This window comes from Leptotrichia sp. HSP-342, from assembly GCF_041199995.1.
GTDB lineage: Bacteria > Fusobacteriota > Fusobacteriia > Fusobacteriales > Leptotrichiaceae > Leptotrichia > Leptotrichia mesophila.
In genome coordinates, this window is record NZ_CP165646.1 from 995321 (window position 1) to 1008423 (window position 13103).

The following is a 13103-nucleotide window of genomic DNA, read 5'->3' on the forward strand; positions in this document are numbered from 1 at the left end:
TAAAAAAAGGTATAATATTACTGAGATATTTTATGAAAGAAGCTGGTAAAAATGTCGGAAAATAACCAAAATCTAAAAGAATTGTTAATATATATTACTCAAATAGAGGACAAGCGACAGGCTTCAAAAATAAAACACAAGTTAAGTGACATTGTTATGATTACTCTTTTTGCTATGCTTGCGAATGTTGAATATTGGGAAGAGATTGAGAAATTTGAGAAACTATATCTTAAAGCATTAAAAAGATACTTGGAGCTGCCAAACGGAGTTCCTTCGCATGATACTATTCAAAGAGTCATGGCTACAATAGAGCCTGAAGTTACAGAAGTTCTTTTGACAAAATGGATGGAGTTAAAAATTTCCGGGGAATATAAAAAAATAAGAAAAATATTGAATATTGATGGGAAATTTTTAAACGGAATGAAGAATAAAAACAACAGCCCGTTAGACATAGTATCTGCGTATTCCAAAGAAGATGGAATCTGCTATTCACAAGTGGCGGTTGAAGGAAAAGGGAATGAAATAGAAGCGATATTACGTCTGCTTGATAAAATCTCAGTAAAGGAATGTATAGTTACAATAGATGCGATAGGAACCCAGAAAGAAATCATAAAAAAGCTAGGAAAGAAGAAGGGCTATTTCTGTCTCCAGGTAAAAGGGAACCAGAAGACTTTAAAAGAAGATATAGAAGATTACTTTGCTGACAAGGGATTCAGAAAAAAATTAAAGGAGGAAGGAATGTACAGCAGGAAAACAGAAAAGCAAAGGCGTCGACTGGAAACTAGGGAATATTACTATACTGAAGAAACAGAATGGCTTATTAAAAGAAATAAGGAATGGAAGGAAGTAAAAGGGATAGGTGCATCAATTTTAACAACAGAAGAAAATGGAAAAAAGCAGGAACAGAAAAGGTATTACATAACGAATATAGCAGGGGGAGTGGAAGAATTTGTAAGAGAAGAGGACATTGGGCAATAGAAAGTTATCATTGGATACTGGATGTGACATTCAGAGAAGATGCAAATAAGACATTAAACAAAAATGCGGCAAGAAACTTAAATATTCTAAGGAAATTAGCAATCTCAATACTGGAAGAACTGCCGTTCAGAAAGAAATTTAGCAGAAGGATAAAGAGATAATATAAGAAGATATTTAAAATTATTTTTTGATATATAGAAATGCTGTTGTTAAAAAAATGAATAAATATAAAGAAATAGTTTAAAATATTCATGCGTTTGTCGTGATCCTGCAAAGTTTTCACTTGGCAAAATCAAAAAAATAGGTTATAATACAATTGAAGAAAACATATGTTACATAAAATTGATAAATATAAATTTATATTATTTAAGGAGTGATTTTTTATGAAAAAGTTTGTACTAAAGAAAATGTTTCTATTTTCAATTCTATCTATGGGTCTTAGTGCCATTTCAATGGGAGCGGCATTTATAACATCGTCAAAAGACAATGCGATTAATATAAGACAGTCTGCCAATACAGATTCTAAAGTTGTTGAAACCATTACAAATGGTCATATACTTGAAAGTAATGAAAAATCTGGTGAATGGCATAAAGTAACGTATTATAACAATGATATTAAAAAATCGTTTACTGGTTACGTGCATAACAGTCAATTAAAAGAAATTGTAGGAAAACTTACTATAACTTCGAGCGAAGGATACAGTAATATAAGAGAAAAACCAACAACAAAATCTACTATAAAAACAAGATTAAAAACAGGACAAACTGTTTACGCAATAAGCAAAACAGACGATGATTGGTACTATATTAGATATAACGGAAATCAATATGGATATATTTATGGCAATCAAGTAAGTAAAAAATAAATTTAAAATAGTTTAGAAATGATTAATTATAAAATAAAAAATAGCAGGGAGTATTATATACAATCCTGCTATTTTTTTGTAATGTAAGGGCATCAGACACCATGCCCTTTTTCGCAATAATAATTATTTTGACATGTATAACTGGCTACTACTTAGAGATAATGGCGAAACGTTCTACGAACTACCCCGCTTAACGCAAAACTTTCTTATAAAGAAAAAATAAAACTCGCTTCGTAAAACTATACTCACTTTCGCAAACAAGAGTTATTTTAACATAAATAAGTTTTATCATTATAAAAATTATGGCGAAAGAAATATATATTTGTATTTAGTTATTTTTTCTTTAACAAAATTTTGCTTATTTAATATTTTCCAAATGTAAAAGCCTAAAATTTAAAGATAATAATTTTTATAATTTAATATAGAATGTCGTGATTTTTTTGGAATAATAACGACTAAACACATTTATGTGTTTCTTTCGCCAGAACCTTTATAGCAAATATATTTTATAGAGTTTTTCTAATATTTATTTGCGAAAGTGAGTGTTAGCGAGTTTCGTTTTCGTAGTAATCAAGATTTATCCCAATAATAAATCTTAGACTACTTTCCCAAATAAAATTTTGGAAGATTTCAAAAAAATGCTTAGACGAGCCAGGGTTAGTGCGTAGCACTTTCGCCATTCTCTTTAATATGCCATTATTTAAATATATTAAAATAACTATTATTGTGAAATAAAGGGAAATGGCGATTGATTTCCCTTGCTTTATAAAAAGAAAAAACATAAAAACTATAGGAAAAATATTTATTATAAGCAGTTTTTTTAATGAAAGTCCTTATATGGATACTTAATGATAAATTTAATTAAAGGGTATTTTAATAGTTATATAGGTTGTATGATAGATAATCCTTTAAAAAAATAACTTTAATTTTATAATTTTTTATTTCTGCTCTTTAAACGGGAAATAGTACTAACTGTACATTTCATTCAGCCTTGCTTCAACAGTTTCATCATTTAAATAATCATCGTATTCCATTTCTTTTTCTAAAATACCTTTTGGTGTAATTTCAATTATTTTGTTTGCAATTGTTTGAATAAATTCGTGGTCATGTGTTGTGAATAAAATTGTTCCGTTAAATCTTTCCAGCGATTTATTTAACGATGTAATTGATTCAAGATCTAAGTGATCTGTTGGGTTATCTAATAGTAGTACATTTGCATTGGATAGCATCATTTTTGAAAGCATGCAACGAACTTTTTCCCCTCCAGAAAGTACTTTGGCCTTTTTTTTCGCCTCTTCTCCTGAGAATAGCATTCTTCCTAAGAATCCACGTACATATTCTTCGTGCTGGTCAGGTGAAAATTGTCTTAGCCAGTCAATCAATGACAAATCTACCCCTTCAAAAAATTCAGAGTTGTCTTTTGGGAAATAACTTTGAGAAGTTGTAACTCCCCATTCAACAGTTCCTGAATCTGGTTCTAATTCTCCAGCTAGAATTTGGAAAAGAGTAGTCTTTGCAATGTCATTTTTTGATAAAATAACAACTTTGTCCCCAGTATTTATGGTAAAGGAAATATTGTTAAGAACTTTTTCGCCATCAATAGTTTTGGTTAAGTTCTCAACTTTTAACATATTATTTCCAGCTTCTCTTTCAGGCTTGAACTCGATGTATGGATATTTTCTGTTAGAAACTTGCATATCTTCAAATTGTAATTTTTCCAGCTGTTTCTTACGGCTTGTAGCCTGTTTTGATTTTGAGGCATTGGCAGAGAAACGTGCAATAAAGTCTTGCAATTCCTTTTTCTTTTGCTCCATCTTTTTATTTTGGTTTCTGATTAATTCTTGCATTAATTGATTTGATTCGTACCAGAAATCATAGTTTCCAACAAACATTTTAATTTTTCCGTAATCAATATCAGCAATATGAGTACAAACCTTGTTTAAAAAGTGTCTATCATGCGAAACTACAAGTACAGTTGTGTTTTCCAAGTCCATCAGAAAATCTTCTAGCCATTTTACTGCGTGCAAGTCAAGTCCATTTGTAGGCTCATCTAATAATAATATGTCAGGATTTCCAAAAATAGCCTGTGCAAGTAGAACCTTTACTTTTTCAGGCTCTGTTAACTCTTTCATCAGTTTATGATGAAGTTCAGCGGGAATTCCTAAACCAATAAGAAATTTTTCAGCATTTGTTTCGGCTTCCCAGCCATCTAGCTCTGCAAATTCTCCTTCAAGTTCAGCCGCTAAGTTTCCATCTTCTTCTGTAAATTCAGTTTTTGCGTATAGGGCATTTTTTTGCATCATAATATCGTATAATTTTGCGTGTCCCATCATTACCACATTTAATACTTCTTCGTCTTCATAAGCAAAGTGATCCTGTTTTAGAAATGATAATCTTTTATTTTTTTCTACAATAACTTCTCCAGAAGTAGAATCAAGCTCCCCGCTTAATATTTTTAAAAACGTCGATTTTCCAGCTCCATTCGGTCCAATAATACCGTAACAGTTTCCTTCTGTAAATTTAATATTTACTTCATCAAAAAGTTTTCGTCCACCAAACTGGACAGATAAATTACTTGTTGAAATCAAAAAAATTTCCTCCTTAAATATTTATATTTTTCTTACATTATATCAAAAATTTTCACTAAAAACAAAATAAATTTATTTAAAACCTTTATTTTTTTCAAAATAATTGGTAAAATATACGAAAGAAAAAAATTGAAAAGGATAGAATGGGGAAAAGTATGAATAAGACAAATTTTCACACTCACAATTACCGATGTGAACATGCCGTTGGAAATGTGGAAGATTATGTAAAAGTAGCGATTAGAGAAGGTTATACTGAACTTGGAATTTCAGATCACGCTCCAATGCCTGAATATTATGAAAATAACAGAATGAAAGAAGAAGATTTTGACGGATATTTGAAGGAAATAGAAGAAGCACAGAGAAAATATGGAGATAAAATCAAGATTTATAAATCACTAGAGATTGAATATTTTCCAGAATTTATTGAAAAATACGATAGATATAGAGAAAAATTAGATTATCTTGTTTTAGGACTGCATGCCTTTAGAAAAAACGGAGATAGCACAAATTATAATGCTTGGAAGATACAGACAGGGGAAGATGTACTAGCTTATGCGAAATATATGGTTGAGGCTATAGAAAGTGGTAAATTTGACTACATTGCACATCCAGATTTGTATGTAATAAATTATCGGACTTGGGATGAAAGCTGTAAAAAAGCTGCACATATGATTGCAAAAGCAGCAGAAAAAATGGATGTACCACTTGAAGTAAATGCAAACGGAATAAGAAAAACATTTGAAAGACATCCAGACTGGGACAGATATATGTATCCATACAAGGAATTTTGGGAAATTGTGAAGCAGTATAATGTTAGAACGATAATTGGTTCGGATGCACACGATTTTAACAGAATGGAAGATAAAGAGATGGAAATTGCAAGGGAGTTTGCAAAGGAAATTGGTCTGAATGTAATTGAGAGTATTTTTTAGAATTGTAAAATTTAACAGGAGGAATTAAATTGAAGAAAATAATTTTATTTATTTGTATTTTAATAGGAGTGAGTTCGTGTTCTTATATTAATTATGTAAAACAATATACTGCAAAAACTAAAAATGAGGGAAGGCAAGATAAAATAGGGAGAGAACTTTTAGAAAAAAATACACAAAAAATAGTATGGAATGAAATGGAATTAATAGTTCCAGAAAATACAACAATAGATACAAATGGAAGATTAAATTATAATAACCAAGAATTAGAAATAGAATTTAAAAAAACTAATAATAGAGAAGAACTTTGTAGAAATAAATCTTATAAAATACAATGGTTTAAAAAATATAATGAAGATTATGTTACTTTGGGAGGTTATAGATACGATAATTTAAAATATCACTCAGATAGTAATTTAAAATTGGCTGAAAGAATAGCTATAAAAAATAAGTTCAGTGAGTGTCGATAAGTAATTAAATTTAAAAGAAAGGAAGTATGGTAAATATGACACAATTGATAGTATATTTATCATATAAAGAATTAAGATGAAAAAAATAATTTTGTTTATTTGTATTTTATTAGGATTAAACTCTTGTGATATAATTGCCGAATCAATTCGTGAGGCACATCGTGATGCTAAAGGGTATGGAGAAGTAACTAAATCGGAAAGGAAACAAGATAAAATAGGGAGAGAACTTATAAAAAAAAATACACAAAAAATAGTATGGAATGAAATAGAATTGATAATTCCAGAAAATACAGCAATAGATGATAAAGGGAGGTTAGTTTATGATAATCAAGAATTAGAAATAAAATTTCATACTGTCACTAGAAAAGAAAATATTTGTGGTGCCGAAGTGTCTTATAAAAAAGAATGGTATAAGAAATATAATGATAGTTACTATATTTTAGAATTTCATACATATCAAAATTTAATTTTTCATACAAATAGTAATTTAAAATTGGCTAAAAAAATAGCTAAAGAAAATAATTTTACTAAATGTTAAAGAAAGGAGTGTATGGTAAGTATTTTTTATTATCATACAAAAAATAAATGGATAATAGTTTTAGATTTTTAAAAGGTTCAAAAATGACACATCCTACGACAGGGATAACTTTGGAGTATTTGGATAAATCTGATGCTGTTTGTTTTGTCCTGTTTAATGAGAGTAAGGAAAAAGCAATATTAGTAAAGCAATTTCGTCCGGGGTCTAAGGATTATGAAATTGAAGTTTGTGCTGGATTAATTGATGGTAATGAGAAGCCTAGAGTTGCTGCATTTAGAGAGCTGAAAGAGGAAACTGGGTATTTGGAAAAAGATGTGACAGATATTGAAGAATTGCCACAAGGGCTATATGTATCGCCAGGATACACAACTGAAAGATTATATTTTTTCAGTGCAAAACTAAAATCTGATGATGTTAAGCCTATAGAGCAGTCACTCGACCATGGGGAAGAAGTGGAAGTAGTATGGGTCGATGTGAAGGATATTACAAAGGTGTCAAGAGATATGAAAACAATACTTGCAGTAACTTATTTTTCAAAAGAAGCTAAATAATTTTAATCTATAAATTGACTTTTATACTAAAAAAGGAAGGGAGGAGATTATGAAGATTTATTTGCCGTTGCCTGTAATAATACTAATTTTTTATCTAATTTATATAACTTTTTTGATAATTATGAAAAAGATTAGATTTAATGCAGAAAATTTAGAAGAATTGGGTGGAGAATTTATATTCACTTTTATAAAAAAAATAAAAAAAGAACAGATATATTTTAATATTGATGAAGTTAAGATGTGTGTTTTAACAAGGATTTTTATTCGTCAGGGAACTTTTAGAACGATAAATTTTAATATCTTTTTGAATGATGGATATAGCTTAAAATTAAGGAAAAAGAATGAATGCTTATTATTTTTGCAAGTATGCCGTGAGAAGAGGGAGGAGCTGTATCAGAAAATTTTAAGTATGATACCTGCAGATATGACAGTTATTTCAATTATTGAAAAAGAGCTTGATAATTTTAAACGTTAAAAATAATACTATGAAAGGGGAAATAAGAATGGGTTTATGGAATCTTTTTAAGAAAAAGAAAAAAGTGCAGTCAGGTGTCTGTTTTTCAAATGAAAAATCCTCTATAGAGCTTGTAAAAAGTTTTTTAGAAACTTATGCAGATGAAATTAGCAGAGTTTCAACAGAAGATGGGAATAAATTGACTGAAAAAACGAGGAAATTTTATTTTGAGCTAAATGATGGAAGAAAAATAACGGTAGTCGTAAATCCAGATAGAAATTTTCTCTTAAAAGAAAAAATAGGAATAGAAATCTTTTTAGAAAAACTGAATTTAGAAAGTTTTAGAAATCTAAGTGAAGAAGAGCTTACTAAATATAACAAACTATTTGTAACTGTAGAGGCTGTTGATAAGGAAGAAATGAAAGATGAAGAAAAATTATTGGCTAAAACCGTAAATTTTCTAGGAAAATTTCATAAATTTATTATACAAAAGAGATTGAATCATTATCACTTTGGCAATAGAAAGATGGTTCAAAATCCTGAAAAATGGGAAGTTTCAGATTTTATTCCGCCACTTTCAGAAAAAATGTTCACTGAATATAATTTAGAAATAACAAACAATGATATTGAAAGAAAGAATAAAAATATAGACAGAATAAAACAGAACAGTTTTCCGTATAATGAAAATATGGAAGTAAACATATCAGAAACAAATGTGCAGATATGTAAAAAGTGGGATATCATAAGAAGAATAGTGGCAATAGTGATGATACGTCTTGCCGCTGAAACTTATCTTGAAAAAAAAGAAAATGGACAAAAAGAATTAAAAGCAATTATTGATATTTTTGAAAAAAAATACGAGTTTAAGCAAATTTTATCAGAGCGTGAAAAAAATTATCTGGAAAATCCATCAGATGACAAGGAATTAAACTTGGAATTTTATTTTATGTTAGAAACTGCAAAAATGCTGTTATGGGTATTATCGCTTATTGATATTGAATTTGAAGATTTTAATACATTTTGTGATGTTTCTATGTTTATAGATGGATTAAAATACGAAAAACTAAAATCTTTTGCAAGAAAGTGTGAGATACGCTCAAAAAATAAGATTTTAGATATGCTAGACTATACATATAGGTTAAACTGGGCAAATGTTGAGATAAAACTAGAAGGGTATGATAGAATTGTAAATGAGAGTATTGTGTATTTTAGCAGGCTTGCTTTGGAATGGGTAGTTCAAGATGGAAAAAATATGGAAGAAATTATAATCCACACATAAATTTATAATGTTGGTTAAAAATTTTTATTTATAATTTTTTTATTTTTATAAAAACCTAAAAATAGTTAATAATCAAACTAATTAATTTTAAATAAAAATTTAGACTATTAAACAGATTTAATTAAAAAAAGGGGCGTATAATAAAATAATTTGAAAAATTAATTGACAATAGATTTCAAAAATGATAATATTAAAACATAGAATTTAAAAGAAATTTTTGTAATTATAATGTGTAGAAGGAGAAAATTTAAGATGAAGAAAATCGCAATCTTAACAAGTGGAGGAGATTCACAGGGGATGAATACAGCGATAAGAGCTGTCACTAAAGCTGCTATAAACAAAGGAATGGAAGTTTATGGTATAAGAAGAGGATACAAAGGAATGCTTGAAGATCAGATTTTTCCATTGACATTGTTAGATGTAAGCGGAATTGCTGATAAAGGAGGAACAATTTTATTATCAGCAAGATTGCCAGAATTTAAGGATCCTGAAGTTAGAGCAAAAGCGGCGGCTAATTTAAAAAAATATGGAATTGACGGATTAGTTGTAATCGGTGGAGATGGATCATTTCATGGAGCACACTATTTGTATGAGGAACATGGTATTAAAACAATTGGAATACCTGGAACAATTGATAATGACGTAGCGGGAACTGACTATACAGTTGGTTATGATACAGCATTAAATATAATTTTAGATGCTATTTCTAAATTAAAAGATACAGCAACTTCACACGAAAGAACATACTTAGTTGAAGTAATGGGAAGAAACTGTGGAGATTTAGCTCTTTATTCTGCAATAGCAGGAGGAGCAAGTGGAGTAATGATCCCAGAAGCTCAAAGTTCTATCGATAAAATAGCCGAAGTAATCAAAAAAAGACGTGCAGAAGGTAAATTGTACGATATAATCGTAGTTGCAGAAGGTGTTGGAAATATTATGGATATTAAGAATGAATTAGCTAAAAAAGTTGATACAAATATAAGAGTTACAATCTTAGGACATATTCAAAGAGGTGGAGCACCAACAGCATTTGACAGAATATTAGCAACAAGATTAGGAGTAAGAGCGGTTGAGCTTATCGAAGAAGGAAAAGGTGGATTAATGGTTGGAATTCAAAGTGAAGAGGTAACAACTCATAAATTATCTTACGCTTGGGAAAACTATTCTAAAGCATCTGCTTCTGATTATGCAATAGCAAATATGTTATCATTATAATTGTTAAAATCTTTTTTAGGTTTAACAGTTTAAAAAAATAAATGAATATTTCTTACGGAAGTAAGAGTTCATTGATAAAATAATACAATGAAATTTTAAATATCAAATTTTAGGAGGAAAAATGAAAATTAAAATGACTAAAGTTGTTTGTACCATTGGTCCAAAAACTGAAAGTGTTGAAATGTTGACAAAATTAGTAGAAAGCGGAATGAACGTAATGAGATTAAACTTTTCTCATGGTGATTTTGAAGAACATGGAGCAAGAATTAAAAATATTAGAGAAGTAATGAAAAAAACAGGTAAGGAAATAGGAATTTTATTAGATACTAAAGGGCCTGAAATCAGAACTGGAAAATTAGAAGGTGGAAAAGACGTATTATTAGAAACTGGTAAAAAAGTAACTATTACTACTGACTACTCTTTCGTTGGAAATGCTGAAAAATTTGCAGTTTCTTATCCTGGAATTGTTGATGACTTGTATGAAGGAACAACAGTATTATTAGATGACGGTTTAGTTGGATTAAAAGTTGAAAGTGTTGATAAAGCAGCTGGAGAAGTTCATTGTGTTATTACAAATACTGGAGAATTAGGAGAAACTAAAGGTGTAAACTTGCCGGATGTTTCAGTTGGATTGCCAGCATTAGCTGAAAAAGATATTGCTGACTTGAAATTTGGTTGTGAACAAGGTGTTGACTTTGTAGCAGCTTCATTCATAAGAAAAGCATCTGACGTTGCTGAAGTAAGAAAAGTCTTAGATGACAATGGTGGAAAAAATATTCAAATTATTTCAAAAATTGAAAGCCAAGAAGGTGTTGATAACTTTGATGAAATCTTGGAATTAAGTGATGCAATCATGGTTGCCAGAGGAGATTTAGGAGTAGAAGTACCTGCTGAAGAAGTTCCATTTATGCAAAAAATGATGATTAGAAAATGTAACAAAGTTGGAAAACCAGTTATTACAGCAACACAAATGTTAGATTCAATGATCAGAAACCCACGTCCTACAAGAGCGGAAGCAGGAGATGTTGCTAACGCTATTTTGGATGGTACAGATGCAGTTATGCTATCAGGAGAATCTGCAAAAGGTAAATATCCGGTAGAAGCTGTTAAAATGATGGCTACTATTTCAAAAAGAACAGATGAATTCAAGAAATTTAAAACAGTTGAAACTCCAGATGGATCAGAAATTTCTGTTACAGAAGCAATTTCAAGTGGTGCAGTAAGTACTTCTCATGCATTAGATGCTAAATTAATTGTATGTTGGACAAAAACTGGTAGAGCGCCAAGAATGATTAGAAAATATGGACCAACTGTACCAATTATCGCTTTAACTGACAACGAACAAACTGCAAGACAGTTGGCATTAGTGAGAGGAGTTAGAGCTTACGTAGCAAAAGGATTAGATAAAACAGATGATTTCTTCACAAAAGCAAGAGAAATTGCAGCTAACCATGAAGAAGCTAACAAAGGTGATTTAGTAGTAATGGTAACTGGAATTTCTAAAGAAGGAACAACTAATACATTCAGAGTAGAAAGAGTTGGAGAATAATTAAAAATCTGATTATTTAACCGCATCACACACAACAAGTAATTATAAATATTTTATGAGGGAAACGGTCTTATGCCTTTTCCCTTTATTTGTATACGATAAAATAATGTTGTTAAAAAGTTTGATATGGCAGGGAAATTAACTTGAACGTGGGCTGGAAGAGGAAAATGATTTTCCAAAACGTGCAATATATAATGAGAAGGTGAGATAAGATGAGAATTATAAAAACTATACTATATTTGATAATATTTCAAATATTAACTTTTTCTAAAACTAGAGAGACATTACGCACTACAGTGTTTTATAATTACTATCCAGTTATTAATCAAGAAATAAAATCGGGACTTGAAATTCAAAGACTGAAAGGCTATTGTTTAACACATAAAAATACTGATCATATATGTAAAGGATTTATATTTATACCTAAATATTATGAATTTGAATCAGAAGATGAATACGAACCTGAAAGATTAAAAGTGGATGCTATAAAAAAAATAAATATTAATCTGTCAACTTTTAAAGCAATGTCATATGGCGATGTTGATTTTAAAGAAAATTATCCCAAATTCAATAAGATAGATTCGATAACATTAAAAGATTACAGGATACAAGAAAGTATAAATAAGATAAAAAAAATGTTAGTGGTTTATGATGCGATTGATGACACAAGACAATTTAGAAATATGATAGTAGATTGTTGTTATACCATTCCAGTTATCGAAAAAAATTATGACGATTTTGGAAGAAATTTTTCACATTATATTGTCATAAAAGGTGCTGATATTATACATCCATATATAATGGATATAAAAAATTATAAACCTGATGAAGTAAAAACTGAAGTAAAAAATTTAAATCAGATTTATCAATACTTCAAAAATAATTCATATAGAAATATTGATTATGCAAGTGAAAAATTTGATGAATATGAAAATTTTATAGAGGAAAATATAGATAAAAATGAATTAGAAGTTGCATTACAAAGAGAGATTTATGAACTGACTAAAGAGTTGGATTTGCAATAAAAGAAATAGAGGATTTTAATAATAAATTTTTGGAAAAAGAAATTTATGAAACAAATTTTTATTTTGAATTAAACAGAGAAATTGTAGAATTATTTGAAAAATTGGGGTTAAACTAAAAAATGTGGAGGAGTGAAATTAAAATGAGAATTAAAAAAATTATTCTGTATTTTTTCGCATTGCAGATAATGATGTTTTCTGAACCAACAAAACTGGATAAAATAATATATTATCGATATTTTCCTCTTATTGAAGATAAATTGAAATCTGGAATGGAAATTCAAAAAATAAGAGGTTATTGCATTCCCGTAGATATGAAATGTACTACTAGAGGAGTGTTTGTGGCAGAAGAAATGGATAGCTGGAAACAAGGGCTAGGAGAAAGCACCCTAAAAAAAATAGATATTGATTTATCAAATTTTAAAAAAACTTTTTTCATAGGCGAATTTAGAAATGATTATCCGTATTTTGAAAATTTGAGGCAAGAGATTTTAAAAGAGAATAAACTAAGAAAAAAAATAGAGAAAATAAAAAAAATGTTATTTATAAATGACATCATGCTCGAAACGGAAATGGGAAGAAGTTCTTATAGCGATTATTATACATTGGGAATTGATTATGAGACACAAACAAAAAAATCTTTTTCGATTATATCATAATAAGA

Annotated in this window: 14 protein-coding genes; 13 read left to right on the top strand and 1 reads right to left on the bottom strand. The window is 29.2% G+C overall.

Going from position 1 to position 13103, the window contains the following annotated elements; all coding sequences use genetic code 11:
- Positions 1-51: 51 nt before the first annotated feature.
- From AB8B23_RS05155 to AB8B23_RS05165, 3 genes are all read left to right on the top strand, one after another.
- Complete coding sequence (locus tag AB8B23_RS05155; protein ID WP_369713738.1) at positions 52-978, top strand: ISAs1 family transposase; 927 nt, start codon at positions 52-54, stop codon at positions 976-978.
- Positions 979-1001: 23 nt separating this feature from the next.
- Positions 1002-1139, top strand: coding sequence for a hypothetical protein (locus AB8B23_RS05160; protein WP_369713289.1), 138 nt, complete (start codon positions 1002-1004; stop codon positions 1137-1139).
- Between the two features lie 222 nt (positions 1140-1361).
- Entirely contained in the window at positions 1362-1844 is a 483-nt protein-coding gene (locus tag AB8B23_RS05165; protein ID WP_369713739.1) for an SH3 domain-containing protein, read from the top strand.
- 968 nt (positions 1845-2812) lie between these two features.
- Here AB8B23_RS05165 and AB8B23_RS05170 read toward each other — a convergent pair.
- The gene (locus AB8B23_RS05170) at positions 2813-4432 is read right to left on the bottom strand and encodes an ABC-F family ATP-binding cassette domain-containing protein (RefSeq protein ID WP_369713740.1); all 1620 of its coding nucleotides are present in this window, start codon (positions 4430-4432) and stop codon (positions 2813-2815) included.
- Between the two features lie 155 nt (positions 4433-4587).
- Here AB8B23_RS05170 and AB8B23_RS05175 point away from each other — a divergent pair, with 155 nt between their 5' ends.
- The 10 genes from AB8B23_RS05175 (at position 4588) to AB8B23_RS05220 (ending at position 13098) form a co-directional block, all read left to right on the top strand.
- Positions 4588-5364, top strand: a complete 777-nt coding sequence (locus tag AB8B23_RS05175) for a histidinol-phosphatase (protein WP_369713741.1) — start codon at positions 4588-4590, stop codon at positions 5362-5364.
- Between the two features lie 29 nt (positions 5365-5393).
- A complete protein-coding gene (locus tag AB8B23_RS05180) occupies positions 5394-5831 on the top strand; it encodes a membrane lipoprotein lipid attachment site-containing protein (RefSeq protein ID WP_369713742.1) in 438 nt (145 codons plus the stop codon).
- 76 nt (positions 5832-5907) lie between these two features.
- On the top strand, positions 5908-6369 hold the full coding sequence (locus AB8B23_RS05185) for a hypothetical protein (protein WP_314292428.1): 462 nt from the start codon (positions 5908-5910) through the stop codon (positions 6367-6369).
- A gap of 47 nt (positions 6370-6416) precedes the next feature.
- On the top strand, positions 6417-6920 hold the full coding sequence (locus tag AB8B23_RS05190) for an NUDIX hydrolase (RefSeq protein ID WP_369713743.1): 504 nt from the start codon (positions 6417-6419) through the stop codon (positions 6918-6920).
- Positions 6921-6969: 49 nt separating this feature from the next.
- On the top strand, positions 6970-7395 hold the full coding sequence (locus AB8B23_RS05195) for a hypothetical protein (RefSeq protein ID WP_039901442.1): 426 nt from the start codon (positions 6970-6972) through the stop codon (positions 7393-7395).
- A 28-nt stretch (positions 7396-7423) separates the two neighbouring features.
- Positions 7424-8653, top strand: coding sequence for a DUF4272 domain-containing protein (locus AB8B23_RS05200; protein ID WP_369713744.1), 1230 nt, complete (start codon positions 7424-7426; stop codon positions 8651-8653).
- Between the two features lie 252 nt (positions 8654-8905).
- Positions 8906-9868: a 6-phosphofructokinase gene (gene pfkA, locus AB8B23_RS05205; protein WP_369713745.1), complete on the top strand. Its 963-nt coding sequence runs from the start codon at positions 8906-8908 to the stop codon at positions 9866-9868.
- Positions 9869-9995: 127 nt separating this feature from the next.
- Positions 9996-11417, top strand: a complete 1422-nt coding sequence (gene pykF, locus AB8B23_RS05210) for a pyruvate kinase PykF (protein ID WP_039901448.1) — start codon at positions 9996-9998, stop codon at positions 11415-11417.
- A 212-nt stretch (positions 11418-11629) separates the two neighbouring features.
- Positions 11630-12442: a hypothetical protein gene (locus AB8B23_RS05215; RefSeq protein ID WP_369713746.1), complete on the top strand. Its 813-nt coding sequence runs from the start codon at positions 11630-11632 to the stop codon at positions 12440-12442.
- 140 nt (positions 12443-12582) lie between these two features.
- On the top strand, positions 12583-13098 hold the full coding sequence (locus AB8B23_RS05220; RefSeq protein ID WP_369713747.1) for a hypothetical protein: 516 nt from the start codon (positions 12583-12585) through the stop codon (positions 13096-13098).
- Positions 13099-13103 lie beyond the last annotated feature (5 nt).